At 34.4% G+C, this 26413-nt stretch carries 31 protein-coding genes; 6 read left to right on the forward strand and 25 right to left on the reverse strand.

Annotation, left to right across the window (positions count from 1 at the left end; all coding sequences use genetic code 11):
- The first annotated feature begins 5 nt into the window (after positions 1-5).
- The 3 genes from plsY to yidD all read left to right on the forward strand — a co-directional run bounded on the left by plsY (position 6) and on the right by yidD (position 2064).
- Positions 6-587, forward strand: a complete 582-nt coding sequence (gene plsY / locus ACFSTA_RS13790; RefSeq protein ID WP_377557316.1) for a glycerol-3-phosphate 1-O-acyltransferase PlsY — start codon at positions 6-8, stop codon at positions 585-587.
- Positions 588-885: 298 nt separating this feature from the next.
- Complete coding sequence (folE2, locus tag ACFSTA_RS13795; RefSeq protein ID WP_377557317.1) at positions 886-1818, forward strand: GTP cyclohydrolase FolE2; 933 nt, start codon at positions 886-888, stop codon at positions 1816-1818.
- A 15-nt stretch (positions 1819-1833) separates the two neighbouring features.
- Entirely contained in the window at positions 1834-2064 is a 231-nt protein-coding gene (gene yidD / locus ACFSTA_RS13800) for a membrane protein insertion efficiency factor YidD (RefSeq protein ID WP_377557318.1), read from the forward strand.
- A gap of 31 nt (positions 2065-2095) precedes the next feature.
- Here yidD and ACFSTA_RS13805 read toward each other — a convergent pair whose 3' ends face one another.
- The 7 genes from ACFSTA_RS13805 to ACFSTA_RS13835 all read right to left on the reverse strand — a co-directional run bounded on the left by ACFSTA_RS13805 (position 2096) and on the right by ACFSTA_RS13835 (position 8419).
- On the reverse strand, positions 2096-2395 hold the full coding sequence (locus ACFSTA_RS13805) for a hypothetical protein (protein WP_377557319.1): 300 nt from the start codon (positions 2393-2395) through the stop codon (positions 2096-2098).
- On the reverse strand, positions 2395-2820 hold the full coding sequence (locus tag ACFSTA_RS13810; RefSeq protein WP_377557320.1) for an acyl-CoA thioesterase: 426 nt from the start codon (positions 2818-2820) through the stop codon (positions 2395-2397). The genes ACFSTA_RS13805 and ACFSTA_RS13810 overlap by 1 nt, the downstream gene beginning before the upstream one ends.
- Before the next feature lie 125 nt (positions 2821-2945).
- Complete coding sequence (tlp, locus tag ACFSTA_RS13815) at positions 2946-3182, reverse strand: small acid-soluble spore protein Tlp (RefSeq protein WP_377557321.1); 237 nt, start codon at positions 3180-3182, stop codon at positions 2946-2948.
- Positions 3183-3337: 155 nt separating this feature from the next.
- The gene (locus tag ACFSTA_RS13820) at positions 3338-3493 is read right to left on the reverse strand and encodes an FbpB family small basic protein (RefSeq protein WP_377557322.1); all 156 of its coding nucleotides are present in this window, start codon (positions 3491-3493) and stop codon (positions 3338-3340) included.
- 94 nt (positions 3494-3587) lie between these two features.
- Complete coding sequence (locus ACFSTA_RS13825) at positions 3588-4175, reverse strand: TlpA family protein disulfide reductase (RefSeq protein ID WP_377557323.1); 588 nt, start codon at positions 4173-4175, stop codon at positions 3588-3590.
- Between the two features lie 147 nt (positions 4176-4322).
- The gene (acnA, locus tag ACFSTA_RS13830; RefSeq protein ID WP_377557324.1) at positions 4323-7034 is read right to left on the reverse strand and encodes an aconitate hydratase AcnA; all 2712 of its coding nucleotides are present in this window, start codon (positions 7032-7034) and stop codon (positions 4323-4325) included.
- Between the two features lie 248 nt (positions 7035-7282).
- Entirely contained in the window at positions 7283-8419 is a 1137-nt protein-coding gene (locus ACFSTA_RS13835) for an ATP-binding protein (RefSeq protein WP_377557325.1), read from the reverse strand.
- Positions 8420-8649: 230 nt separating this feature from the next.
- On the opposite strand from ACFSTA_RS13835, the gene ACFSTA_RS13840 reads away from it, so the two are divergent.
- On the forward strand, positions 8650-9123 hold the full coding sequence (locus ACFSTA_RS13840; protein ID WP_377557326.1) for a DUF2621 family protein: 474 nt from the start codon (positions 8650-8652) through the stop codon (positions 9121-9123).
- Positions 9124-9153: 30 nt separating this feature from the next.
- Here the strand turns inward: ACFSTA_RS13840 and ACFSTA_RS13845 are convergent, their stop codons facing one another.
- The 9 genes from ACFSTA_RS13845 to ACFSTA_RS13885 form a co-directional block, all read right to left on the reverse strand.
- Positions 9154-9630 (reverse strand): CcdC family protein, encoded by a 477-nt coding sequence (locus tag ACFSTA_RS13845; RefSeq protein WP_377557327.1) that lies wholly within the window; start codon positions 9628-9630, stop codon positions 9154-9156.
- A gap of 37 nt (positions 9631-9667) precedes the next feature.
- Positions 9668-10051, reverse strand: coding sequence for a response regulator (locus ACFSTA_RS13850; RefSeq protein WP_377557328.1), 384 nt, complete (start codon positions 10049-10051; stop codon positions 9668-9670).
- Between the two features lie 35 nt (positions 10052-10086).
- Positions 10087-10512, reverse strand: a complete 426-nt coding sequence (locus ACFSTA_RS13855; RefSeq protein WP_377557329.1) for a Na(+)/H(+) antiporter subunit B — start codon at positions 10510-10512, stop codon at positions 10087-10089.
- Between the two features lie 94 nt (positions 10513-10606).
- The gene (locus tag ACFSTA_RS13860; protein ID WP_377557330.1) at positions 10607-11311 is read right to left on the reverse strand and encodes a cytochrome c biogenesis CcdA family protein; all 705 of its coding nucleotides are present in this window, start codon (positions 11309-11311) and stop codon (positions 10607-10609) included.
- A gap of 173 nt (positions 11312-11484) precedes the next feature.
- Complete coding sequence (locus ACFSTA_RS13865; protein ID WP_377557331.1) at positions 11485-11706, reverse strand: YneF family protein; 222 nt, start codon at positions 11704-11706, stop codon at positions 11485-11487.
- A gap of 45 nt (positions 11707-11751) precedes the next feature.
- On the reverse strand, positions 11752-12210 hold the full coding sequence (gene sirA, locus ACFSTA_RS13870) for a sporulation inhibitor of replication protein SirA (protein WP_377557332.1): 459 nt from the start codon (positions 12208-12210) through the stop codon (positions 11752-11754).
- Between the two features lie 136 nt (positions 12211-12346).
- The gene (gene tkt, locus ACFSTA_RS13875; RefSeq protein WP_377557333.1) at positions 12347-14350 is read right to left on the reverse strand and encodes a transketolase; all 2004 of its coding nucleotides are present in this window, start codon (positions 14348-14350) and stop codon (positions 12347-12349) included.
- Positions 14351-14491: 141 nt separating this feature from the next.
- The gene (locus ACFSTA_RS13880) at positions 14492-14725 is read right to left on the reverse strand and encodes a DUF896 domain-containing protein (RefSeq protein WP_377557334.1); all 234 of its coding nucleotides are present in this window, start codon (positions 14723-14725) and stop codon (positions 14492-14494) included.
- A 132-nt stretch (positions 14726-14857) separates the two neighbouring features.
- On the reverse strand, positions 14858-15508 hold the full coding sequence (locus ACFSTA_RS13885; protein ID WP_377557335.1) for a YneB family resolvase-like protein: 651 nt from the start codon (positions 15506-15508) through the stop codon (positions 14858-14860).
- A 267-nt stretch (positions 15509-15775) separates the two neighbouring features.
- Between ACFSTA_RS13885 and lexA the strand changes: the two genes are divergently transcribed.
- Positions 15776-16399: a transcriptional repressor LexA gene (gene lexA / locus ACFSTA_RS13890; protein WP_377557336.1), complete on the forward strand. Its 624-nt coding sequence runs from the start codon at positions 15776-15778 to the stop codon at positions 16397-16399.
- Between the two features lie 391 nt (positions 16400-16790).
- Here the strand turns inward: lexA and ACFSTA_RS13895 are convergent, their stop codons facing one another.
- Positions 16791-17705, reverse strand: a complete 915-nt coding sequence (locus tag ACFSTA_RS13895) for a VOC family protein (RefSeq protein ID WP_377557337.1) — start codon at positions 17703-17705, stop codon at positions 16791-16793.
- 1134 nt (positions 17706-18839) lie between these two features.
- On the opposite strand from ACFSTA_RS13895, the gene ACFSTA_RS13900 reads away from it, so the two are divergent.
- Positions 18840-19052 (forward strand): DUF3953 domain-containing protein, encoded by a 213-nt coding sequence (locus tag ACFSTA_RS13900; protein WP_377557338.1) that lies wholly within the window; start codon positions 18840-18842, stop codon positions 19050-19052.
- Between the two features lie 38 nt (positions 19053-19090).
- Here ACFSTA_RS13900 and ACFSTA_RS13905 read toward each other — a convergent pair whose 3' ends face one another.
- From ACFSTA_RS13905 to hfq, 8 genes are all read right to left on the reverse strand, one after another.
- A complete protein-coding gene (locus ACFSTA_RS13905) occupies positions 19091-19540 on the reverse strand; it encodes a DUF1569 domain-containing protein (RefSeq protein WP_377557339.1) in 450 nt (149 codons plus the stop codon).
- A 274-nt stretch (positions 19541-19814) separates the two neighbouring features.
- A complete protein-coding gene (locus tag ACFSTA_RS13910; protein WP_377557340.1) occupies positions 19815-20222 on the reverse strand; it encodes an NUDIX hydrolase in 408 nt (135 codons plus the stop codon).
- 373 nt (positions 20223-20595) lie between these two features.
- Positions 20596-21927: a type I glutamate--ammonia ligase gene (gene glnA / locus ACFSTA_RS13915; RefSeq protein ID WP_377557341.1), complete on the reverse strand. Its 1332-nt coding sequence runs from the start codon at positions 21925-21927 to the stop codon at positions 20596-20598.
- A gap of 80 nt (positions 21928-22007) precedes the next feature.
- Positions 22008-22409, reverse strand: coding sequence for a MerR family transcriptional regulator (locus ACFSTA_RS13920; protein ID WP_377557342.1), 402 nt, complete (start codon positions 22407-22409; stop codon positions 22008-22010).
- Positions 22410-22541: 132 nt separating this feature from the next.
- Positions 22542-23774 (reverse strand): methionine gamma-lyase family protein, encoded by a 1233-nt coding sequence (locus ACFSTA_RS13925; protein WP_377557343.1) that lies wholly within the window; start codon positions 23772-23774, stop codon positions 22542-22544.
- Positions 23775-23784: 10 nt separating this feature from the next.
- Positions 23785-25020, reverse strand: coding sequence for a GTPase HflX (gene hflX / locus ACFSTA_RS13930; protein WP_377557344.1), 1236 nt, complete (start codon positions 25018-25020; stop codon positions 23785-23787).
- Positions 25021-25107: 87 nt separating this feature from the next.
- On the reverse strand, positions 25108-26031 hold the full coding sequence (spoVK, locus tag ACFSTA_RS13935; RefSeq protein WP_377557345.1) for a stage V sporulation protein K: 924 nt from the start codon (positions 26029-26031) through the stop codon (positions 25108-25110).
- Between the two features lie 140 nt (positions 26032-26171).
- Positions 26172-26396, reverse strand: coding sequence for an RNA chaperone Hfq (hfq, locus tag ACFSTA_RS13940; protein ID WP_377557346.1), 225 nt, complete (start codon positions 26394-26396; stop codon positions 26172-26174).
- Positions 26397-26413: the final 17 nt, after the last annotated feature.

Here is a 26413-nt window from a genome sequence, read left to right on the forward strand (position 1 = left end):
AAAAAATGGAATATTTATTATATGCTGTAATTGCATACATTTTAGGATCGATTCCTTCCGCATTAATTGTGGGTAAGGTTGGTTATAATATTGATATTCGCGAACATGGAAGTGGAAACTTAGGTGCTACAAATACATTTCGTACTCTCGGTGTCAAAGCCGGAATTATTGTCACGTTAGCAGATATACTCAAAGGTACCACAGCTACGTTAATTCCGATACTATTTGGTGCAGAGGTATACCCTTTGATTATTGGATTATTTGCTGTATTGGGACATACATACCCATTATTTGCAAAGTTTAAAGGTGGAAAGGCTGTTGCTACATCAGGTGGTATCATATTAGGAGTTAATCCGATATTATTTTTTGTAATGATAGCTACCTTTTTACTTTCTTTGTACCTCACCAAATATGTTTCTCTATCCTCCATGATAACAGGCGTCATTACGGTGATAGCTTCTATCATTATTAAGGATACAGGACTTATTATTGTATCAATTGCATTAGCTTTATTTGTATTCTATCGTCACACCGAGAATATTAAGCGAATTATAAATAAAACAGAACCTAAAATAAAATGGATGTAACAATAATATTCAATTAGCCCGTGACTAGTACGGATTAATTGAATATTATTATTTTCTTCAGTATACTTGGCTTTAGATCTCGCATACAATGGGCAGTAAGTTCCCCAACCTCAACATTGGTACGAAGAAGTGTTGAAAGGAGACAACTCCCCTAATGTCCGATTAGTTTGTTCTAGGCCCCTGTTATGGGTCATCCCTTTATAGGCTAGCAATTAGTGGGATAGAGAACGTCGGACAAAAAAATGCCACTGATTGAAGTTTCACTTTATCTCCGAGTATATAGAGAAGGGGAATTGTAATGAATAATGTAAAACAAATGGATCATAAACAATTACCAAGTAAACAAGAACGACATAGATTATTTGGGTCAGTAGAACCAGGTCCAAAGCAAAAACCTATAGAAAAAAATAAGATGCCAGATTTACAAAACCTTCAAAAGGATTTTCTGTTTGATATAGATGCTGTTGGTATATCCAACGTGAAATACCCAATTACAGTTAAGAGTAGTTTATCACCAGTTTCCCAGACTACTATTGCGACATTTCAGTTTACATCACGTATTCCAAAAACAAGCAAAGGGACAAACATGAGTAGATTTACGGAACAACTTCACCTATACCATGAAAAAGGTTTTGTAGCAGACTTCCATACATTAAAAGTATTTACAAAAGACTTAGCAAAACGACTTAATCAAGATGATGCGACAATTGCATTAACATTCCCTTGGTTTTATGAGCGTCGTGGTCCCCAGTCAGACATGGTAGGAATGAATCATGCTACTATTACGATGTCAGTTACATTTGATGCATTAAAGGGGTATTCAATCCAAGCATCATTAACAGCATCAATTACCACCTTATGTCCCTGTTCCAAAGAGATAAGCGAATATAGCGCCCATAATCAACGTGGACATATAACGATGGATATTGATTTTATGGACGATTTTGATGAAGCAGGAACTGATTGGAAAGAGATGTTACTAGAAGCGGCAGAAAGTAATGCAAGTGCTAGACTTCACCCGGTTTTAAAACGGCCGGACGAAAAAATGGTAACCGAACAAGCATATGAAAATCCACGGTTTGTAGAAGACATGGTACGTTTGGTTGCAGCTGATTTATATGAACTACCTTTTGTAAGTAAATTTAAAGTATCTTGCAGAAATGAAGAGTCCATTCATATGCATGATGCGATTGCAACCTTAAGCTACAACAAGCTTGAACCCAATTCATAGTAAGGAAAATGGATTATGAAATTTATTTTTATTGGACTTATAAAATTTTATCGAAAAGCAATTAGTCCATTGAAACCACCTTCATGTAGATTCTTTCCTACTTGTTCGGAATATGGTTTAGAGGCAATTAGAAGGTTTGGGGCAATTAAAGGCGGTTATTTAACTTTGAAGAGAATAAGTAAATGTCACCCATTTCACCCTGGTGGTGTTGACCTTGTACCGGAGAGAAAAATGAAAAATAAATAAATATACTATAAAGGACGTCATTTGACGTCCTTTATAGTTTAAATCGGGAAATATGATTCAGCTTATTTTCTTTCGTCAAGATATACTTTTGGCGTTCACCAAACAAATCAAAGTGAGGGTAATCATCATCCATATGTATCCACTCTTCTTGAAGATGATATTTCCTCCCCCATGTAGCTAATTTTTCGATATCCCCACAACCTACTTTCGTTACGGTGGTACAACCAGGAAAACGATCATCTAACCAATAGTGAGTTAAAAAAGCAATGTCATTGTTTTTCACTTGTTTTTTCCATTGACTTAACTCATGTCTTGTAACACCAAATGCCATTATGAATCTCCTTTTAATGCTTTCATGTAGGCATCATGCCATTTTGGAAATGCTTTTCTTAGTGATAAGGGACGGAAACTATCCTTTTTTACAATAACATGTTTTGATTCTCCAATAACTGCTATTTCACCATCTTCATGAAGTACCTGATATCCATATACCGTACGAATACCATCATAAGACTCTAACCATGTTTGAATTTTTGGCTTATCACCGTATCGGATTGGTTTTTTATAAGACGCTTGTATATCCACAACTGGGGAGACGATATTACTTTTTTCCATTTCGGCATAATTAAAACCTAAAGCTTCTATAAATTTAGTTCGCCCAATTTCAAACCAAACTAAATAATTTCCATGATAAACAACACCCATTTGGTCTGTTTCTTGATATCTAACTTCAATTGATGTATCAATTTTCAGCAACAGAAATCCTCCTCTTCTCTCTATATAAGTAGTTTACCACATAAATGATTCAGATAGATTTCTCTTGCTTATATCAAAAGTAAACCTCAATTTAGGGGTAAAAATTGAGGTTTACTTTGCAATTTCTAGGAATCGGAATGATTATCATGTCTATACTCATCTTTAATTTCAGAGCGCATGCCTTCAATCGCCTCTTCACGGCGCTTGTTTTTTGCTTGAATTTGTTCCTTTTCTTCTCCAGTTGCAAATTGCATCGTATCGTGAGCTGCTTCTAGATTTTGGATAGTATCTTGTACCATCTCCTGCAGCTTTTCAACATTGTCACTACGATCATCGGGTTTTGGTTGATTATGATCCGTCAATTTCATTCTCCTTTACTAAAAAATAGTAGCCGTTTTGGGCTACTTTTATTTTTTCTTAAAAGAGCTGATCTATGCAAATCACAAATAACTAATTTGACAACCAAAAAAAAAACTCTTCCTAACTTGAATGAATCAAGCTGAAAGAGTCTGCATCATCATGCTTCTTTATTTTTCTCTGGTAAAGACTGATAATACTTTTTTTCAATATTTTTTTCAATGTTCTCCAATAGTGCCCGATCCTCTAAAATTTGTTGCCGATTTGCTTTCACTAACTCATCAAAGGAAACACGTTTCTTTAAAGAAATGGTCATTCACTCCCTTTTTTAATAACCATTATTTCCATTTCCTTTGAATTTTATAATAATTTCGTTAAAATAATCATTTATTCAGGTAGTACCCTCATTACTAATTTAGTTCATCCAACATTTCTACCATGAAATCATATGTCATTGGTCCAACTTTTCGTGGTTGTTGTATCGTACCATCCGTCCCAATAAAGTAGGAAGTAGGAAAGGAAATAGCTCTATAATCATCGCTCACATTCGTCGACTCATCTAATAGAACGGGAAAAGAATAAGAATAATGATCGATAAAATCACGTACAACCGTTTCATTTTTTTCCGATCCAGTAACGTTGACTGCAAGAATTTCTATTTCATCACCGTGATCCTCGTAAAATTTCTGCATTTCTGGCATTTCCTTTTTACATGGTGAACACCAGGTAGCCCAGAAATTGATCATGACTTTCTTTCCTTGTAAATCGGATAACTTCACTTTTTCACCATTTAATGATTCCAATTCAAAATCTGGAGCAAACTGACCAATTTCTAAACCTGAAGTTCCAGGTGGTGATATTGCTACACCTTCCACATCGGTATCTCCCGTAACATCATACTCACTATTAGTTGTTTCTTTATTAGATTCCATAACATTCATAACTAGAATGATGCCTAATACCGTAATTAAGCCTACCCCCAGAATTTTCTTTAACATAAATAAGCTCCTCTTATGCAATCATATATAGTATTTACTATATTCATTGTACTTTTGAATTCCAACCACGTAAAGCTATTCATCAATTGTTCAAATATCTTTCACGAAATAAAAAAAAGCCTCACTATTGTGAGGCTTTACAAAAACTTATGCTTTCATTTTATTACGTAATACCATTTGTAAAATGCCACCGTGACGATAATAATCAATTTCCACTTCACTATCGAAACGTGCAACTACGTTAAATTCCGTTGTTTTTCCTTCTTCATTCACTGCAGTTACTTTTACAAGATCATGTGGTTTCACATTTTCGTCGATTTCGATACTAAATGTTTCTTTGCCAGTTAGACCTAGTTTTTCTGCGCTTTGACCTTTTTCAAACTGCAATGGAAGGACACCCATCATTACTAGATTTGAACGGTGAATACGCTCAAAGCTTTCTGCAATAACTGTCTTAATACCTAAAAGGTTAGTTCCTTTTGCTGCCCAGTCACGAGATGATCCCATACCATAATCTTTACCAGCCATAACAATAAGACCTGTACCATCTTCTTGATATTTCATTGCTGCATCATAGATAGGCATGATTTCTTCTGTTGGCCAGTAAGTAGTATAACCACCTTCTGTACCAGGAGCTAGCAAGTTACGAATACGAATATTTGCAAATGTTCCTCGCATCATAATTTCGTGGTTACCACGACGTGAACCATAAGAGTTAAAGTTTCTAGGTGATACACCTTTTTCTTGTAAGTGTTTACCTGCTGGCATATCTTTAGCAATTGCTCCTGCTGGAGAGATATGGTCCGTAGTGACAGAGTCACCAAACTTACCGATAGCTCTTAGGTTATTTAATGGATTTACCGTACCTGCTTCTTTTGATAATCCTTCAAAGAATGGTGGATTTTGAATATAAGTTGAATCATGATCCCATTCAAATAATGGCTCATCTGTTGTGTCAATCTCGTTCCATTTTTCATTTGATTGAAATACATTTTCGTATTCTTTACGGAAGATCTCTGGGTTCACTACGTTTTGTACCTCAGATTTAATCTCTTCCATAGATGGCCAAATGTCATCTAGGTAAATTGGTTCTCCATCAGCATCCGTACCAAGTGCTTCTTTGGTTAGATCTACATCAACTGTTCCAGCTAATGCATATGCAACTACTAAAGGTGGTGAAGCTAAGTAGTTTGCTTTCACTAATGGATGAATACGTCCTTCAAAGTTACGGTTACCAGATAAAACTGAAGATACTGTTAGATCACTATCAGAAATTGCTTTTTCGATTTCTGGAAGCAGTGGACCAGAGTTACCAATACATGTCGTACAACCGTAACCAACTAAGTTAAATCCTAGTTGATCAAGGTATGTCATTAAACCTGAATCTTCTAGGTAACGAGTAACTACCTTCGAACCTGGAGCTAATGATGTCTTAACATATTCTGGTACTTGAAGACCTTTTTCAACTGCTTTTTTAGCTAATAATCCGGCACCTAGCATTACGTAAGGGTTAGATGTATTCGTACAAGAAGTAATTGCTGCAATGGCAACTGCACCAGTCTTCATTGTTGTTGTATTTCCATTTGCTAATTCTACAGTTGCTTCTTTATCAAATTCTGATCTCTCTAATCCAAATCCTTGGTTACCTGATGGTGCTGTAATAGCTTTGTTAAATTCTTTTTTCATGTTTGAAAGAGAAATTAAATCTTGTGGACGTTTCGGTCCAGAAAGATTTGGTTCCAATTCTGAAAGGTTAATTTCAACAACTGTCGTATACTCTGGATCTTTTTGATCAGGAGAATACCATAAATCATTCTCTTTGCAATATTTTTCAACAAGGTCAATTTGTTCTTCACTACGACCAGTTAAACGTAGATAGTTAAGTGCTTCTGCATCAACCGGGAAGAATCCACATGTTGCACCATATTCTGGAGCCATGTTAGATATAGTTGCGCGGTCTGCTAATGGCATATCTTGAAGCCCAGGACCAAAGTACTCAACAAATTTACCTACTACATTTTTCTCGCGTAATACTTGTGTTACTTTTAATGCTAAATCAGTAGCTGTTGTTCCTTGTGGGAAGCTGCCAGTGAATTTAACACCAATAACTTCTGGTGCTGGGAAATAAGATGGTTGTCCTAACATTCCAGCTTCCGCTTCGATTCCACCAACACCCCAACCAAGTACACCTAAACCATTGATCATAGTAGTATGTGAGTCAGTACCAACTAGTGTATCTGGGAATGCATCAAATTCTCCATTATCATTTTCTAATGCATGTACTACATTAGCAATGTACTCCAAGTTAACTTGGTGAACAATACCTGTTGCAGGTGGTACGGCGCGATAGTTTTCAAATGCTTTTTGCGCCCAGTTTAAAAATTGATAACGTTCAGCATTTCGCTCAAACTCTAAATCCATATTCGCTTTTAGTGCATTTGCCGTTCCATATTGGTCAACTTGTACAGAGTGGTCAATCACCAAGTCTACTGGTACTTCAGGGTTGATTTTATCAGGTTCTCCACCCATGTCTACCATTGCTTTACGTAGAGATGCTAAATCTACTACAGCTGGTACACCCGTGAAATCCTGTAAGATAACACGTGACGGTTTAAATGGAACATCAACACCTGCTCCATCCTTTGTTCCCCAATTCGTTAATCCTTTTACATGATCATCATTGATTACACGGCCATCATATTGACGTACTAAAGATTCTAATAATACGCGAACGGAAAATGGCAAGCGTGAAACCTTTCCTAATCCTGCTTCTTCTAAAGCTTTTAATTGATAGTAGTTATACGTTTTTCCATTTAACTCAAACTGCTTTTTCGCATTAAATAATTTACTTTCTACCATTTGAGTAACCCCTTTCCTGTAGTTTCTTGAAGGTAAAATGTCATAAAAAAAGATTATTATTTGAAAACCTAATAATCTCTTGTCTATGAAACCTTGAAACTAATAAGCTGTATAATTTCTACATTTCCTATCTTAAATCAAAAACCAGCATAAAACAAATGTTTCATGCTGGTTTTTGTATAGTAAAAACTTATTTGTAATGATAATTTTTTCTTATATAGGGTAGATTCTATTAAAACATAAACAAATTAAGTAATAGCAGGAAACCGAATTCGGAATGTACTACCTTTTTCTTCGTTTTGTAAGATCTCTAACGTAGCATCATGACGTTCTAAAATTTGCTTTGTTATCATGATGCCTAATCCAGTACCACTTTGTTTCGTAGTGAAAAAAGGCTCTCCTAGTTTATGTATGACTTCTTCAGGAATGCCAGGCCCTTCATCTCTAATATCAATCTGGACGTACGAATCGATTAAAAGAACAGAAACATTTATTTCTCCGGAATCCTCCATTGCTTCGATTGCATTTTTTATCAAATTTAAAAGAACTTGCTTTATTTGGGAGCGATCGCAATATACATATAGTTCATCTTCCTTATGATAATTAATACTTATATTTTTAATTTTAGCTTGCGATTTGAGCAACTTAACGACATCTTCGATCATTTGACTAACTGCTTCTTCTTTTTTTTGATCGGTGAGTGGTTTCGATATAAATAATAATTCAGAAGTAATTTTTTCCATTTTTTCTATTTCATCGATCATAATTTTGTAATATACATCTTTCCTATTTACTCCTGCCTGTAATAATTGCAGGAATCCTTTTATCGATGTCAATGGGTTGCGGATTTCATGTGCAACACCTGCAGCGAGTTGGCCAGCGATGGACATCTTTTCTGACCGTATCATCATTTCCTCAATATCTTTTTTATCCGATATATCCCTCACTGCGGCTAAAAAATATATTTGGTCATTGATTTCATCTTTTATTTTTTCAATGGTACATTCACACCATATATATCGTCCATCAAAGGTCCGGATATGTAAATTTAATACTTTTTCTGCATTTTCCTGCTTAACAAAATACTCTTCAATATACGGTGCATCTTCAGGTGAAATCATATCTCTCCACGAGGAACCATATAAATCTGAAATCTTATATCCAAGTACTTTCTCTATTGATTTCGAAAAATAGATTCCTTTTCCACCATTATCCCAAATGACCATCATATCATTAATTTTATTTTCAATCCATTGTTGCATAGAATTGGGTAGTGATGATAAACTCGCGAAATAATTTGGAAAATCATGGCTTTCTACCGTTTTAGAATTACTAGTAGATGGTTCATTGACATTATCCATTTTATTCGATGTATTCTCCACCACTTTCACCCCCCTTATTCTACAAATACCTACATATAACTTATATATAATATTATGTATCTACAAATAATAATATGAAGCTTGTTTATGTTATCCAATCCAATTATAATTATATTAGCATACCTATTTATGAAATGTGAACGAAATAATAGTAGCTAATTATAAGTAATGTTACTATAAAAATAAGAAAAAATAAATGTTTTATTAGATTAGTATGAGAATAAGGTGAAAATATGTCAGTAATTGGGGATTATTTTATTGTTTTTTGGGGTTTTCTGTTGCTAGGGTTAATGGCTATAGGCGGTTTTTTTATGTTTCGTAAATTTTTAAAACAACTGCCAAAAGAAGATGGAAAGTCCTTAATGGATTGGGAAAGATATTATGTTGATCAGACAAAACATATGTGGGGAGAAAAAGAGAAGCTGTTTTTAGAGGAATTAGTTTCACCAGTACCTGAGTTATTCAGAGATGTTGCGAGACAAAAAATTGCAAGTAAAATTGGCGAGGTTGCTCTACAGAAAGAAATGGATATAATTTCTGAGGACATTATCATTGAAGGGTATATTATCGCTACTCCAAAAAGAGATCACAAGTTTTTAAGGAAAAAATTAAAGCAGAAAAATATCGATCTCACTCCATATGAACCATTTTTTAACATGTCAAAAGAAAATTATAACGATAATTGGCAAGATAATTATAAAAGGTAAAGGAAGCGACGTTGTAAGTCGCTTCCTTTGTTATGTGGAAGATTCCTTTAATTGTTTTTCGAGTTGTATAAACTTATATAACATGGCGATTCTCCATGAAATAATCATTCCAAAAGCAAGTAAAAAGAACATTCCACTTGTCTCGCCAAAGGAAATAGACCCACCAATTATTAACTTAGCTACTATTCGAACCACTAGCAAGCTAAATAATATAATTACGAAAGACTTAGATGGAACCAAATAGATGTCACGATTTTGTATCTGAAATTTAGAAGTTTTTATTAAAAAAATAGAAAATATTATTCCTACAGAAATTGCTTCTAATACTTGTATCCATTTCACTTGAAATTCTGGAAATAGAAACATTAGTGCACCAGTACTCATGAAAATGGGGGGTAATATTATTTTCTTTATGGATGCTGGTTTCTTAGAGGCTTTTAATCGTATAAACATCATGGTTATAGCCATAAAAACAGCTATGACCGTGCTTGCGACAACCCAAAACATATTATCCCACTCTTTCTCATTTCCCAAAAAAGATCTTTTAATTTGTATTTAGACCTTGACTTTTATGTAGAAGTCGGTTAACCGTTTCCAATACTCGATTTTCATCGAAAGGTTTCACTATAAAATCCTTTGCACCACTTTCTATCGCCTCAACGACGACCTTCTGCTGCCCCATTGCAGAACATACTAAAACTTGAGCTTCCTTATTTTCATCCATAATTTCTTTTATGGCATCAATTCCATTCATAACTGGCATCGTAATATCCATTGTTACTAAATCTGGCTGTAATTGTTTATATAATTGTACTGCTTCCAGTCCGTTTTCTGCTTCGCCAACAATTTCATGGTTATCATTTTTTAAAATGTTCGATAAAGTAACGCGCATAAATTTAGCATCATCAACAATTAGAATTCTCGCCATCTATTACTTCCCCCAATGAATAGTTTTTGTTTACTCTATTGATCATTTGCTATATTCAAGATGATGGTTACTGTCACTCCTACTACTGTAAAATAAACACCTACATCAAATAACATTGCTGTTGCTAACTCCACTTCTCCAAAGATAGGAAATTGGAAATAATCGTATGTATGTGACAAAAATGGTTCGTTAAATAAAAATGAACCAATTCCAGATAAAACAGCGATTAATAATCCAATTAACGCTAATGTTCGATAGTTTATTGGTATATAGTTATCAACCAGTTTTATACCATACGCCATATACATTAAGATGATTGCAGCTGCAGTCACCAAGCCCCCAATAAATCCGCCCCCGGGTGCATTATGTCCAGCAAGCAATAAGTATATTGCAAAACCTAATAATATGAACGCAATTAGAGAAGTCGTTGTACGTAAAATTAAATCATTTGCTTTGTACATAAAGCGCTCTCCTTCGTAATATATGTATGTCATTCTTATGATAATATAAATGACGGATAAAATCCATCAATGTGTAAATAGTCGCTTCACCAAATTAAAAACCGTAAAAGCCAAACCAACCTGCTAGAAATGATGTTAATTTTGTCATCCAATCAAAAAACAAGGCAATTCCCATAAAAATCATAATATATCCACCGATTTTCACTAAACGAAAACTGTTTCGTTTTATCCACGATAATTTTCCAATAAAGATAGAAAGAAGGAGAAATGGTATGGAAAATCCTAAGACATAACTGATCATCATTAGCATTCCTGATTGTGGGTCTGTAGCTGCTAAAGATAGAACAATTGCTAAAATGGGGCCGGTACAAGGTGTCCACCCCATCGAAAACGCCATCCCAATTAGAAATGAACCGATGAATCCTGTAGGTCTGTTTTTAAAAGTGATTTTTTTATCTTTCATTAGAAATTGGAAATTGAAGATCCCAACAATCACTAGACCGAAAAATATGATGACTATGGCTCCGATTTGTCTTATTATATCTTGATATGTGATTAGAAATTCAGAAATAAATGAAGTTGTAAATCCGATCATAATAAATACACTAGAAAAACCTAATAGAAAGAAAATTGTATGTAACAAGCTCTTTTTATTTACCATTTTATTATCTTCTTTTATTTCATTTACACTCATGCCAGTTATGTAAGACAGAAAGGCTGGAAAAAGTGGTAATACACATGGAGAAATAAAGGACAAAAACCCTGCTCCAAATGCTAGAAAAACATTAATTTCAGACAATGAATGAACCTCCTTTGAATCGTTGCATCTATTGTATCAGACGAATTTATATAATATTACCATTGAATTTGACAAATAACTGAAACTTGCTATAACTAGATATAATGTAAAAACCCCATACTTCGTAGTACGGGGTTTCGTGCAATGGTTAATATATGAACGGAATAAATAGCTTATTTACCTGTTTGATTATTCATTGCACGCATCATTTGATTGATTTTCTTTTGTGATGGTTTTTGACCCATTTGCATCATTAACGTACGAAGCATTTGCTCATTAATTGGTGGATTCTTTTTTAAGTAGTTCATCATATATTTTCTAGCGATGAAAAATCCAAGAGCAACACCTGCAATTAACGCACCTATTGCAATTAATACGACCCAAATCGTGTCCATTCTTCGTTTTCCTCCTTCGTGTTGTCTCTTATACAGTATAGTAAATTAGTGATAAGAATACAATACTTGTCGATCATGATGCATCATACTCGTAGTTACGGGTGATATCCAACCAAAGTTACTACCTTCTTCGTCTACTATAAATAGAAATGGATAAATTAATCGTAATACGGGAAATAATAGCTTTTCTGCACCTTGAAGTGATTCACATCGAAATTTTATATGTTTTTCATAAATATGTAAAGTAATATATTGTGAATCATCTTTTATTTTTATATCGTTACCATTAATTTGATAGGAAATGTTGTTCGGTACATGTTTTTTTATGTGTGAAATAATAGAAGCATTAGGAAAGTTATTCGTAATATATTCAAATTGAAGTGAAAGATCCTCTCTAGTCTCATGTAGTAGATAGGATTTTATAAACCGATATAATATATCACTCTTATAAAAAAAATGAGCAGCAAATTCCTCTTTAATCCAGTAAATTGAATACTCTTTCAAGACTACCCCTCCTCTATTACGTTCTATTATACATATTGAAATAATAAAACAATGTCAGAATACGTCGAAAATATCCACTAGTTTTGTCGGATATATCAAAAAAGATGGCCTTATACAAGACCATCTTCTAGTTACATTATTTAACTAAATTTAAAACGTTCTGAACGACATTATCAACAGTAAAACCGTATTCTTCAATAACTTTATTACCGTTAGCAGATGCCCCAAATCGATCGATTCCCATTACAATACCATTGTCACCTGTATATCGTTCCCATCCGAGCGTAGAACCCATTTCGATAGCGACACGGTTCTTCACGTTACTTGGTAGTACCGCTTCTTTATAAGCGTTATCCTGTTCATTAAAACGATCCCACGATGGCATACTTACAACGCTAACTTCTACACCTTTATCTTTTAAAGTTGCTTGAGCTTCAACTGCTAGCTGTACTTCTGAGCCTGTGGCAATCAATAGTGCGTCAGGTGTATCTTTAGATGCTTTACTAACAACATAAGCACCTTTTTTCACACCATCATAAGCATTTTCTTTCGTGCCTGGTAATGTAGGAAGGTTTTGTCTTGTTAATACCAATATAGTTGGTTTATTTGTTGATTCTACGGCTAAACGCCATGCTGCCTGTGTCTCATTGCCATCTGCTGGACGAATTAGAGAAAGATTTGGCATGGCTCTTAAAGCCGCTAATTGTTCAATCGGTTCATGGGTTGGTCCATCTTCACCAACAGCAATAGAGTCATGAGTGAATACATATGTTACAGGAGTATTCATAATCGCAGACAATCGAATAGCCGGTCGTACGTAATCACTAAATACAAAGAATGTTCCACCATACACTTTTAAACCACCGTGTAAAGCCATTCCATTTAATGCAGCCCCCATTGCGTGTTCACGTACACCGAACCAAATATTTCTTCCAGCATAATTATTACGACTGAAATCTTCTTCATTTTTTATAGTTGTTTTATTAGATCCGGCTAAGTCAGCACTTCCACCGAAGAAGTATGGAACAGATTTAGCGATTCCATTTAAAACTTCACCAGAGGATGCTCTAGTTGCTAAGCTATCTTCTCCTGCTTCATATACTGGTAAATCCTTATCCCAATCTTGCGGAAGTTCCCCTTTCATTGCTAACTCTAGCTCACTAGCTTCAGAAGGGTATTTTTCCTTATATGTGTTGAATAATTGATTCCAGCTTTCTTCTTTATCAGCACCATCTTTTACGATCTTTTCATTAAAATCAGCATAAACTTCATCTGGTACATGAAATTCTTTATGTGGCCATTGGTAGAATTCTTTTGTTAAAGAAACCTCATCCTTACCTAGTGGTGCACCGTGTGATGCAGCTGAAGCGGATTTATTAGGTGACCCATATCCAATTACTGTTTTAACCTCAATCAGGGTTGGCTGTTCTGTATTTTCTTTCGCTTCTTTTATTGCTTTTCGTAATGCGTCAAAGTCGTTTCCATCTTCTACTCGTATTACTTGCCAGCCATATGATTTAAAACGGTCCTCTATATTTTCAGAAAAGGAGCGATTTAATTCTCCATCTAATGAAATATCGTTCGAATCATAAAGTGCAATTAACTTTCCAAGTCGTAAATGACCTGCCAATGAAGCTGCTTCATGAGATATTCCCTCCATTAAATCTCCATCACTGACTAACGCATATGTATGATGATCGATTATAGATATGTCATCCTTGTTATACTTTGAAGCAAGATGTTCCTCTGCCATGGCCATACCAACTGACATTGCGATTCCTTGACCAAGTGGACCTGTAGTTGCTTCCACTCCATCTGTGTGATGGACTTCCGGATGACCAGGTGTTTTTGAATCCCATTTCCGGAAATTTTTCAGATCATCCATTGAAACGTCATAACCAGATAGATGCAATAACGAGTACAATAGCATAGATCCATGTCCTGCTGATAATACAAACCGATCTCTGTTAAACCATTTGGAGTTTTTTGGATTATGATTCATAAAATCAGTCCAAAGGGTGTAAGCCATTGGAGCAGCTCCCATTGGTAAGCCTGGGTGACCTGAGTTGGCATTTTCAATTGCATCAATTGATAGTGTTCTAATTGTATTAACGGATAAATGTTCTACATTGTTCGACATCGTCTGTTCCCCTTTCAATTTAGAAGGATATATTTCTTTTCTTATCTTATAATGAAATAGTTTTCATAACAAGCAATAACAAGGATTGCAGAATATTCTTAAATAGTTACATAACATATCAAAAAATGAAAGCTAACCTAGTTAATGTTTCTTATTTCTTTCTTGTAGGTCTTTTACTTTCTGAGGAGTAACATCATTACCTTCCTGATCAACAACAGTCATCGATTTAAATTGATTTTTAAATGACTTCCGTACATTTTTTAAATATTCCTCTCGTAATTTTTTTTGTTCTTGTTTTTCATCTTCCGTTAATCCTTCACTCTTTGATTTTTTTGAAAGTGCATTTATTCTTTCTAGCTTCTCTTTGGTTAACATAAGAGAACCTCCTTTATATTACATATGATAATAGGATATTTTTATAGTTTCCCAATCCGTCTCATTCATGTTTCAGTTTACACGAAAAAAGCAAGAACAATTAATGTCCTAGCTTTTTTTATGTTACCTCTCTTATTGGTCAGAATCAAGCATTTGATATTCTTTATACCTTCTATGTACAGTTGCTTTTGATATATTATATCCCAAACCGTTAAGTGTTTTTGAAATCTCCTCAAACGTAAGGTTTTTATTACGTAATCGAACTATTTCTTCCATCGGAAACGTTTTCCTTTCCCTGCCGGGCGCTTTGTTTTTATTTGTTAAATTCAAGGTGGGATTATATCCATCGCGAACAGCTTTTTGCATTCCACGTTTTATTTTGGCATTATGGATTTTTCGCTGATACTCTTCTACAATACTTACAATCTGAAGGACCATAGAATCAGATTCAGATATTTCTAATTCCCCATCATGAATATGTGTATAAATAGTAATGTTTAATTTGTGTAATTGATGAAATAGAGCAATCTTAGTGTTTCCTCTCCCTAATCTAGTTTCATCTTGGATAAGGAGACAATTTGCTTGATCAGAAGAAAAATAATCAAGTAATTCAAAAACACCTTCTCGCTCTATTTCATATCCACTTGCTCTTTCCTCGATACATGTTATTACATTTAAATTATTTCGATCAGCCAAGTGAAGTAATTCTGCTTTTTGCCGTTTCAATGAAGATTCCTGTGTTTGTTTATCCGTGCTTACACGGCAATATATTATGGCATTCAATGTCTCAAACTCCTACTATGCAGTAATTAATGATACGTATAAAAAACCAAGCGTAAATATAAAAGCAACGATGTAAAATATATCTGTTTTTGTAACTTTTTCAAACATATTACCATCACCTTTCTTTAAATATAGGAACCTTTGTTCTACAATCATTATATATAGAACATATGATCTTGTCAACGGTTTTTCGAACGAACGTTTGCTTTTTTAATAACAGAATGGTAAACTATCATTAATAAATCATATGTGCGAGGTGATTAATAGATGACAAAAATATCAAAAAGACAACAAGCTATATTAGAATACATAAAAAATGAAGTTAATAAAAAAGGTTATCCACCATCAGTTCGTGAAATAGCCGAAGCTGTAGGATTGGCATCCAGTTCTACTGTGCATGGACATCTATCGCGTTTAGAAAGTAAGGGATTTATCCGTAGGGATCCAACCAAACCTAGAGCTATAGAGGTACTAGATTTATCAGAAGAAAGTAATATACCTAGAGAAGAAGCACGATATGCTCCAGTAATTGGTAAGGTAACAGCAGGTTTGCCTATTACAGCAGTAGAAAACATAGAAGAGTTTATTCCACTTCCTAGTTCTAGTGCAGGACCAGATGATAACTTATTTGTTCTTGTTATTGATGGTGAAAGTATGATTGAAGCAGGAATCCTTGATGGAGATATGGTAATCGTTAAACAACAGAGTACTGCACAAAACGGAGATATTGTAGTTGCAATGACAGAAGAAAACGAAGCAACTGTAAAACGTTTCTTCAAAGAAAAAGATCATATTCGTTTACAGCCTGAGAATGCAACAATGGAGCCATTGATCTATTCTAACGTATCTATACTAGGAAAAGTGATTGGTTTATATCGAAATATTCATTAATTATATGTGAGAACAAAACCCGATTTCTAATGGTTTTACTTGTTAGGTGCTATGGACTAAATCACATTCAAAATTACAGAGCATTTCACAGGATTCACAATACTATTCATATTATGAATCACAGAAAACAAGGCTTAGAGAATTTTCATCTCTAAGCCTTGTTTTATTACAATTGTTTGTTCAACTAAACATCCGTTAGATAAAAAGACAAGCACCTTATTTTTTAAAGAGTATCCCTTTTGCTCAGAGTTGCTAGACTTAAAGAGCACAACATTTTAATATAAGGATCTCTATAATCAATGGAATAACAACTTACACTACCCTTAACTCTTATATTATTAACTCGACTTACTTGATCTTCCATGCAACTAAGAAGTGGGCATAATTTTCATTATCCCTTGTATGCTTTCTGCAATTCCGCAAGATTAAGTTTCTTCATTTTAAGAGTTGCCTTATTAACACGAGCAATTTGTTCCGGAGTGCTATTACTCATCATCTCGTCCATTTCTCTGGGTACAATTTGCCAGGACACTCCATACTTATCTTTTAGCCAGCCACATTGCTCGGACTCAGGAACCTCTGACAGCTTATCCCAGTAGTAATCAATCTCTTCTTGTGTATTACAATATACCATAAATGAGGTTGCCTCGTTGAAACTGAATTTATGATCTCTTGCGCTGTCCATTGCGGCAAACCACTGATTCTCAAGCATGAAATCAGAAAACATGATTGTTCCTTCTTTGTCAGGTTCCATACCTTTAGGGTAGCGGGCAATAAGCCCCTGCTTTGGGTTCTTAAAAACGGATAAATAAAAATTAATCGCCTCTTCTGTTTTACCACATTTTTCATTAACAAACATTAGTGAGGGCAATATTGTCGGACGCTCTTCACCTTCTGGATTGGTAAGGATTAACTGCCACGACAAACCATATTTATCTTGAATCCAGCCATACTTTTCACTAAACGGATACTTATCAAGTGGCATCAACACTGTTCCACCTTCGGACAATTTGTTCCAAACCTCATTTATTTTTTCACTCGCGTCCTTTTCTCGCGATGGGTCAAAATTAACCATGAATGACACTGACGGATTAAATGTGAAAAATGGCCCTGCGCTGATCGCCATGAACTTCTGACCCCACAATTCAAAAGAAACTAATTGAGAGTCACCAGATGGTGTGTCGTGGAGTGTTGTTACATTTGTAATATTTGAGTCCGGAAATATGGAAACATAAAACTCTGCAGCCTCTTTCGCCTCCTTGTCATACCACAAATGTGGAACGATATTTTGATTTGTTTTTGTCATAATACTCCTCCTCATTTAAATTACTATACCATTTAGATTCTATTTAATTTCTTCTAGATTGCTGAATGCATCTACTTTTTTATTGAAGTATGTTGCCTAATAGCTTAACACTTCAATACTAACATAATATTCTAAAATTTATTTTACTTTATTTAAATATTGAATAAAAGTAAATATAAAAGTAAACTCACTTTTAGCGGTTTCATGTTGCATTTTTTGACAATGCCTTCCATTAGGTCAATAATCAATATCGTTCTTAAAAATCTATTAAAAAAAGAAGGTCAATTTGTAGTTCAGATAACTTGGAAAAACAATAGAATTGTCATTGGATATTGACTGTAAAATTGTAAAACTTCTCCTTGATTTCGCCATCGGATTAACAAGTTATACAATAATAAAAAGTATGACAATTATTGTCACTTCGTATTTATGGTGTTATTTGAAGCGTTAAAAAAACAAATATAAGGAATAGGTAAATTATGTTAAAATATAAAGAGAAACGGAATGCTCTTGTTCCGTTAACTGGCAGGATTGTAAAAGAGCTAATTTGTCGTTGAGAAAAGTACAATAATACGTAAAAAATAATAAGGAGGTAACTCCATTGAAAAATGGTCGTGATACTAGTTTGATTTATTGGAGGTTAAATTATAGAGGAAAGTTTTTTAGAACCCTATGGATGATACCCATTAGCATTCTAGTAATTATAATAATATTAATGGCAGATACACCTATTCAGATAACTATTATTATAAGTGTGCTACTTTCTGTTTCTCTCATTGTGCAATTGATTTACACGTATGTGAAATGGAAAAATAAATGTTAACATAAATAATCTTAATGTACTATCAGGTACAATAGTTTAGAAGGATCAACGAAGAATATCTTGTGTTTACTACAAAAATCTATTCCGAGACTTCCGCTCATGTGAGCATAGATACGAGTAGTTTCACTTTTCACGCGACCTGAAGGCTTTGCTTCTTTAGCCATATGTCACAACGTATATTATACTACACCTCTCTTCCCTTATCTACTTTGCCACGAACGATGGCAGGCTGATTTCCCTAGTTAATGCTATTTAGATCAGGTGAATCAATTTCAAAGCACAGGATTACTCAATTAAAAAGGAGTTTTTTTTTGCTGAAAATATTTCGTTATATTTTTTCAATAATAACTTTGCTAATTGCGGTTCATGGACTTATTACGAGTAATTTTGTATTTCAGCATTATATGATGTTCTTCTTAGGTTTAACAATGTTGGTAATGGGTTTAGAAGAGTTTAAAAATAAACGAAAAGTATATGGGTGGTACTTGTTATTGTTTTTATATTTTCATTATTTGTTTCTATAAAAGGCTTTTATTAAAATAAAAATAGGAATTGTTAAATTCTAAACACCAAATTGTTTTAAATGGTGGTCAAGATGCTTGTAGATTCCTTTTCCCCATTGTTCGGAAGTAAGTTTTCCGAAAAAAGGATGTGGATGATCTGTACATGCCTCTGGTCCATTCTTTTGAAATGTTATAATTTTTTGTTTTAGTTTTTCTTTTTCTATTTCAAAATCTTTTTTACTTGTGATTAAAATGGTTGGAATAGTAGACATATTGTGGGCTAAAGGTTTGTCATTATAAAAAATGGGTTTTGCAAATCTACCTACTAATAACCCTAACCAACCTCTCGAGGGTAAAGAATATCCCATTGCGATATCTTGGAAAGATGAGCAATGAGCTAACATTTGAGCGACATCCATTTTTCCCCATTTTGGTTGTGAATTTGCGTTTAAGTTTTCGATACGATTTAATATTTCATCTGTATACGTGATCTCAAAAATATTATTCATTAAAATACTCCTTTAGTTTTTTATTTTAACTGCTCTTGATTATTTAATATATAATTCAACGTGAACATTAAATTATCCTTCTTTTTGATAACGGGGTGCTTAACACAAGAAAGAATATTCGTTTTGCCAATATGCCTGTCGAGATAAAGTGGCCTGATTAGGAAAATAATTCAGAAAAATGTACTTAATATAAACGAGTACATTAATTCTAGAGGACTTCCTAAAACTCAAAGCAAAAACTTCTATGATCACTATTTAACGCTCCACATGTTAATTAAAATTCAATATAAAATGGATGAGTATTATCGTCTAAACAATATTCAATTCTCTGTCTAAAGTTCTTTAAAGTTACCATTTCCAATGCTTTCTTTATCGGGAAAAATCCTACTTCTAAACTTTCCGAACTAGTAGTTGGCTCTCCTCCTATTGCTTTACCCAAAAATAAAGTATTGCAGATAGAACGCTCTACATTTTGAAAGATTCCACAAAACTTGGTAACCTCAATATCTATACCTGATTCTTCTTTCGTTTCTCGAATTGCGGCTTCCTTCAAGGATTCTCCTTCTTCGACTTGTCCACCCGGCATTTCCCATCCCCTTCGTGGTCCTTTTATTAATAAAATTTCATTTTTATTGTTTATCACAATTGTGGCTGCTGAAACAATGTGTTTTGGTGTTGTCATAAAATTCATCCCCCTATTCTAATTAATTATTTTGATAGTCAATAAGAATGCAACAAACTCGTCAAGTTAATTTATGTACATTTCTTCACATTTTCTGTATATACCTCTAACATAATTTTATCAAAATATACAAAAAATATGGTAGTCACACAGTATTTCTCATCTATATTCACGATAACATTACAATCTCAGGAAGATAAATATTCTATATATGTGAATGTAAGAGATTTTCTAAATATAGCCAGGTTCTTAATTCTATTAAAATAACGCATGAGATTTTCCGAATGTGGAATCCCATGCGTTTGGTGCTTACAAATGTATGCTTGTAACTTTGAAGTAAAACTGTTTATACGATATCAAAGATATTGTAATTCTAGTATTGAGTTAAATACTGTTCTCTCTCCCATGGATGAACAGTTGTTCTAAACATATCCCATTCAATCTCTTTCGCTTCAATATAGTGCTCGAAAAGATGTTCCCCAAGTGCATTAATGATAATTTCATCCTTTTGTAGTTCAACAAGAGCATCCATTAATGTAGCTGGTAAATCCTTTACACCGTTTTCTTCACGCTCAGCTTTATTCATCACGTAAATGTTGCGATCGACAGCAGAAGGTGGTGTTAGTTTATTCTCAACTCCATCTAGACCTGCAGCTAACAGTACAGATAATGCCATATATGGATTGGCTGATGGATCAACACTACGAACTTCCACACGTGTACTTAATCCTCTAGAATTTGGTATACGCATTAATGGACTTCTATTGGATCCTGACCAAGCAACATAACAAGGAGCTTCGTAACCAGGAACTAATCTTTTATAAGAGTTCACTGTCGGATTCGTAACAGCTGTAAAATTAGTAGCATGCTTAATAATACCAGCAATAAACTGATATGCTGTATCACTTAGTTCCATATCTCCACTAGTATCATAGAAAGCATTATCTTTGCCTTTGAATAAAGACATATTTACGTGCATTCCCGAACCGTTTACTCCAAATAATGGTTTAGGCATAAATGTTGCGTGTAAATTGTGTTTTCTAGCAATCGTTTTAACTACCAATTTAAATGTTTGAATATCGTCTGCATGTTTAACAGCATCAGAATATTTAAAATCAATTTCATGTTGTCCAGGAGCTACTTCATGGTGAGAAGCTTCAATTTCAAAGCCCATTTCCTCTAATTCAAGAACAATATCTCTACGGCAATTTTCTCCTAGATCAGTAGGAGCTAAATCGAAATATCCACCATGGTCATTTAATTCTAATGATGGTTCGCCTTTTTCATCAAGCTTAAATAAGAAAAACTCTGGCTCAGTACCGATATTAAATGCATCAAAACCTAACGCTTCCATTTTCTGTAGGTTGCGTTTTAAGTTGTAACGTGGGCAACCTTCAAAAGGTGTTCCATCAGGATTATAAATGTCACAAATAAAACGAGCAACTCTCCCCTTTTCTGATGTCCATGGAAATACTACAAATGTGTCAATATCTGGATATAAATACATATCAGATTCTTCGATGCGTACAAATCCTTCAATAGATGAACCATCAAACATCATTTTGTTATCTAATGCTTTATCCAATTGGCTTAATGGAATTTCCACATTTTTGATTGTTCCTAGCATGTCTGTAAACTGTAAACGAATAAACTTCACATTTTCTTCTTCAATTCTTTTTAAAACTTCTTTTTTTGAATAACCCATGATTCTCCTCCTGTAAATAATTAATTTATTTATATATTTAGAAAAATAAACGTTTACGCTCATTTTTCTAGATCATGAAATTAATGTTTCACAAAAAATCTAGATAATTCCCCTTGTCGAAGACTTGCCTTACCGAATCGACCAGCCTCAGAAATTTCATTTCTAAGTATCTTTCGTAACTCTTTATCTGTCATGGTCGGTTTCTCTGGCTTTTGTGGTTTACTTGCTTCTTTTACATCGTGTTCACCAGTTAATAACAATTTAATACCTGCAAGATTGAGGCCTTTATCTAAGTAATTTTTAATCTCCAATAATCGATCAACATCGTTAAATGAAAACAAACGCTGATTCCCGGAAGTTCTGTCCGGATGAATTAAGTCATGCTCCTCATAATATCGGATTTGTCTCGCGGTTAGTTCAGTAAGTTTCATAACGATACCAATTCCAAATAGGGGCATCGAACGGCGATCTTTATCATCCATTTCGGTGACACTCCTTCTTTGTTAAAATTATTATATTACATGTTATGTAATGTGTCAAACAAATGTTAGGAAACCTAACATAAAGAAGAAAAAAGCAAAAGAGACCCTTTTTCCTCTTCTGCCTTTGTGCTTCTACCTATCTGACAAAATACGCTTACACGCTTCTTTCAAGGCTATTTTAACATGTGCATAAGTAAGGCCACCCTGAACAAAAGCAATGTAAGGCTCCCTAATTGGTCCGTCTGCGGAAAGTTCAATACTAGAACCTTGAATAAACGTACCGGCAGCCATAATGACTTTATCATCATAACCAGGCATTTCACTTGGGTATGGTGTAACATAGGAATTCACGGGTGAGTTTTGTTGGATCGCTTGACAGAACTTAATCATTTGGTCTGCAGTTTGAAAGGTAACCGATTGAATAAGGTCAGTTCTTTCCACTTGGTAGTTTGGAGATGTTACAAAACCTAGTAATTCTAAAAATCGAGACGAAAATACAGCCCCTTTTAATGCTTCTCCAACAATATGAGGAGCTAAGAAAAAACCTTGATACATTTCCTGTAGCATATGAAAAGTTGCTCCTATTTCTTTCCCTAAACCAGGTGCGGTTAAACGATATGCACAAAGGTCAATCAGGTCATTTCTACCTACAATATATCCACCAGCTCGTACAATTCCACCCCCTGGATTTTTAATTAAAGATCCAGCAATAAGATCTGCACCAACATGTAGTGGTTCTTTTTCTTCAACGAATTCCCCGTAGCAATTATCAACAAATACAATAAGCTCTCGATTTATATTTTTGACAAAGTCTATCATTTGTTTAATGTCCTGAATTGGAAATGATGGTCTGTCATCATACCCTTTCGAACGTTGTATTGCGATTACTTTAGTCTTCGAATTTATTGCTTGCTGAATACCTGGGTAATCGATCGAACCATCTGATTGTAAGGATACTTCATTATATGTAATGTCAAAATCCTGTAAAGAACCAGTGTTATTGTCACCTGTCTTCCCTATAACACCTTCTAATGTATCATATGGCTTTCCGGTAATATATAATAATTCATCACCAGGTCTTAACACACCATATAAAGCAGTACTTATTGCATGGGTTCCAGATACTAACTGCGGACGTACTAATGCTGATTCTCCACCAAATACATCTGCATATACCGCTTCCAGAGTATCTCTCCCCGCATCATCATAACCGTAACCACTAGTAGAATTAAAATGACTATCACTTACTTTGTTTTTTGTAAATGCTTCTAATACTCGTTTTTGATTTATTTCCACTGTTGCTTGAATCTTTTTATGCTGTTTCGTACAATCCATTTCTGCTTGTTCTGCTATCTTATCTATCATTTCTTTTTGATTACCCCTTCAATATGCTTTTCAACGGATGTTCGTTAGGAATATATCCTTGAACATAATATTTATTTTTATCTTCATCAAATTGCTTTTTCTCGATAATAGTTTCATGCTCTAAACGATTCAACAATTTGCCTTCGTCTGGATTCAAATAAAATATATACTTGTCCCATTGTTCTTTTAATACTTCTTCTAAATAGGAGATAAATCTTTGGATTTCTTCATGCTCTAACGCACTCATTACCATGTATGGTCGATTCATTGGAATAACATCATCCTTGATTAAATCTCTCTTATTATATATGGTTACCATCGGTATTGTATGAGAATCTAGTTCAGCTAATAACTGGTGGACAGTGTCTTGATGCCGTTCCATTTCAGGGTGTGATCCATCTACAACGTGTAATATAAAATCTGCTTCTCTTACCTCTTCTAAAGTAGAACGAAAAGCTGCAATTAAAGTAGTTGGCAAATCTTGAATAAATCCGACTGTATCTGTTATTAACGGTTGAAAACCTGAAGGTAATTGTATTTTTCGTGTTAAAGGGTCAAGTGTTGCAAATAACTTGTCCTCTTCTAACGAACTACTATTTGTTAATCGATTAAATAACGTTGATTTACCTGCATTGGTATAGCCAACAATAGCAATTTGAAAAACATCATTTCTTTTTCTTCTTTTTCGGTATTGCTCTCGCTGTCCTACTACCATCTTCAATCTTCGTTTAATGTCATATATTCTACGCCTAATATGTCGTTGGTCCGTTTCTAATTTTGTCTCTCCCGGTCCCCTGGTACCAATACCTGCACCTAAACGTGACAGCTCCGTTCCTTGACCTCTTAGTCTAGGTAACATATATTCAAGTTGGGCTAGTTCCACTTGAAGTTTACCTTCCTTTGTTTTGGCACGTCCAGCGAAAATATCTAATATTAATTGACTGCGATCAATAATACGAAGACCGAAGTTGTTACTTAAATTACGTAGTTGACCTGAAGAAAGTTCATCGTTGGAGACAACCAAATCAATTTCTAATTCATCAATATCTTCCTTAATTTCTTCCATTTTTCCTTGTCCGATATAAAAAGCAGGATGGATACGAGCTCTATTTTGTGTCACAATTTTTTTTACCGTTCCACCCGCCGTTTTACACAATGATATTAATTCTTCTAGTGATGATTGAAATCTTTCTTCTTGATATTCAGGTTTATTGACTGCGATAATTAGTATTTTTTCTAAAGGCATGCATCCATGACCTCTTTCTATTAAATCTACTTCTATTCATACTTCTTTTATATCATAGCAAAGAAAACATGACACCACAAAAATCAACTAGTCATTGTCAAGAGACAAATCACTACCCGTTAACATAACTAGATCGTCTGCTGTGACCTGGCTTCTATATAGGAGACGTACTGCATGCATTCGGATAGCGTGTTCGATCATATTTCTAACATAACGAGCATTGGAAAAATTCCTAGTTGTTTCTTGCTGCTCTTTATATAAATAAGATCGCAGCTTCCATTCCGCCTCTTTTGACAATTGATACTCGCGTTCGCCAGCCATTTGTCTAGCAATTTCCATCAATTGGTCTACTTCATAATCATCAAAATCTAAAATAAACGGAAACCTTGATTTGAGTCCGGGATTTAAATTTAGAAATCTTTCCATTTCATAGGGATATCCCGCCAAAATTAAAACAAAGTCATTTCCGTAGTCTTCCATTTGTTTCACAAGCGTATCAATGGCTTCCTTACCAAAATCTTTTTCTCCGCCACGAGCTAGTGAATATGCTTCATCAATAAATAAAATCCCACCACGGGCTTTTTGAATGATGGCGCGAGTTTTTTGCGCTGTTTGCCCGATATATTCACCTACTAAATCAGCACGTTCAGCTTCAATAAAATGACCCTTAGAAAGAAGATTCATATCAAAGTAGATTTTCGCAAGCTTTCTAGCAACTGTCGTTTTACCAGTGCCTGGATTTCCTTTAAACAACATGTGGAGAACTTGCTTTGTACCAGATAATCCTAGTTCTTTTCTCTTTTCATTTATCACAATTGTTGCATATATTTCTTTCACTCTTTGTTTTAATCGCTTCATCCCAACAAAAGATGAAAATTCATCTTCAATATGCTTAAATGGGTCCTGTTCCAAGTAATTCATTTGACTATTGGATTGTATATTAACTGGCTTTTTATCGCGTAATATAATATTTATTTGGCCATTTTTGTTTTGGATCTTTTGTGTTCCCACGTCATCACCCCTTCGTCACCATTATTATACGTAGCAAGCTAAAAAGGTGTGACAAACGCCTATATGAATCCAAACCGAAACACATGATAGCTTTGAACCAATATAAAACGAACGCCTATTCAAGCGTTCGTTTATTCATTCTATTCTTTATCAATATTTACATTTTTGGCAGGAGCGAATGTCGAAATAGCATGTTTAAAAATTAATTGTTGTTTACCTTCTGTTTCCAACAGAACGGTAAAATTATCAAATGCTTTTACAACCCCTCTTAATTGGAACCCATTCGTTAAAAATACAGTAACAGAAATGTGGTCCTTTCTCAGCTGGTTTAAGTAATGGTCTTGTATGTTTACAGATTGCGCCATCATAAATCCTCCTCTTT

This window comes from Ornithinibacillus salinisoli (genome assembly GCF_042684965.1).
Lineage (GTDB): Bacteria > Bacillota > Bacilli > Bacillales > Amphibacillaceae > Ornithinibacillus > Ornithinibacillus salinisoli.

What these genes read in the sequence shown, in the direction of transcription:
- yidD (WP_377557318.1), top strand. Translation starts at nt 1,834, where the DNA reads ATGAAATTTATTTTTATTGGACTTATAAAATTTTATCGAAAAGCAATT.
- ACFSTA_RS13840 (WP_377557326.1), top strand. Translation starts at nt 8,650, where the DNA reads ATGTCAGTAATTGGGGATTATTTTATTGTTTTTTGGGGTTTTCTGTTG.
- ACFSTA_RS13895 (WP_377557337.1), bottom strand. Translation starts at nt 17,705, where the DNA reads ATGACAAAAACAAATCAAAATATCGTTCCACATTTGTGGTATGACAAG.
- ACFSTA_RS13865 (WP_377557331.1), bottom strand. Translation starts at nt 11,706, where the DNA reads ATGGACACGATTTGGGTCGTATTAATTGCAATAGGTGCGTTAATTGCA.
- hflX (WP_377557344.1), bottom strand. Translation starts at nt 25,020, where the DNA reads ATGCCTTTAGAAAAAATACTAATTATCGCAGTCAATAAACCTGAATAT.
- acnA (WP_377557324.1), bottom strand. Translation starts at nt 7,034, where the DNA reads ATGGTAGAAAGTAAATTATTTAATGCGAAAAAGCAGTTTGAGTTAAAT.
- hfq (WP_377557346.1), bottom strand. Translation starts at nt 26,396, where the DNA reads ATGGCGCAATCTGTAAACATACAAGACCATTACTTAAACCAGCTGAGA.
- ACFSTA_RS13855 (WP_377557329.1), bottom strand. Translation starts at nt 10,512, where the DNA reads ATGTACAAAGCAAATGATTTAATTTTACGTACAACGACTTCTCTAATT.
- ACFSTA_RS13920 (WP_377557342.1), bottom strand. Translation starts at nt 22,409, where the DNA reads ATGGATGATAAAGATCGCCGTTCGATGCCCCTATTTGGAATTGGTATC.
- glnA (WP_377557341.1), bottom strand. Translation starts at nt 21,927, where the DNA reads ATGGGTTATTCAAAAAAAGAAGTTTTAAAAAGAATTGAAGAAGAAAAT.
- ACFSTA_RS13905 (WP_377557339.1), bottom strand. Translation starts at nt 19,540, where the DNA reads ATGAATAATATTTTTGAGATCACGTATACAGATGAAATATTAAATCGT.
- ACFSTA_RS13925 (WP_377557343.1), bottom strand. Translation starts at nt 23,774, where the DNA reads ATGATAGATAAGATAGCAGAACAAGCAGAAATGGATTGTACGAAACAG.
- ACFSTA_RS13910 (WP_377557340.1), bottom strand. Translation starts at nt 20,222, where the DNA reads ATGACAACACCAAAACACATTGTTTCAGCAGCCACAATTGTGATAAAC.
- ACFSTA_RS13825 (WP_377557323.1), bottom strand. Translation starts at nt 4,175, where the DNA reads ATGTTAAAGAAAATTCTGGGGGTAGGCTTAATTACGGTATTAGGCATC.
- ACFSTA_RS13845 (WP_377557327.1), bottom strand. Translation starts at nt 9,630, where the DNA reads ATGTTTTGGGTTGTCGCAAGCACGGTCATAGCTGTTTTTATGGCTATA.
- ACFSTA_RS13850 (WP_377557328.1), bottom strand. Translation starts at nt 10,051, where the DNA reads ATGGCGAGAATTCTAATTGTTGATGATGCTAAATTTATGCGCGTTACT.
- tkt (WP_377557333.1), bottom strand. Translation starts at nt 14,350, where the DNA reads ATGTCGAACAATGTAGAACATTTATCCGTTAATACAATTAGAACACTA.
- ACFSTA_RS13805 (WP_377557319.1), bottom strand. Translation starts at nt 2,395, where the DNA reads ATGGCATTTGGTGTTACAAGACATGAGTTAAGTCAATGGAAAAAACAA.
- lexA (WP_377557336.1), top strand. Translation starts at nt 15,776, where the DNA reads ATGACAAAAATATCAAAAAGACAACAAGCTATATTAGAATACATAAAA.
- ACFSTA_RS13880 (WP_377557334.1), bottom strand. Translation starts at nt 14,725, where the DNA reads ATGTTAACCAAAGAGAAGCTAGAAAGAATAAATGCACTTTCAAAAAAA.
- plsY (WP_377557316.1), top strand. Translation starts at nt 6, where the DNA reads ATGGAATATTTATTATATGCTGTAATTGCATACATTTTAGGATCGATT.
- folE2 (WP_377557317.1), top strand. Translation starts at nt 886, where the DNA reads ATGAATAATGTAAAACAAATGGATCATAAACAATTACCAAGTAAACAA.
- ACFSTA_RS13820 (WP_377557322.1), bottom strand. Translation starts at nt 3,493, where the DNA reads ATGACCATTTCTTTAAAGAAACGTGTTTCCTTTGATGAGTTAGTGAAA.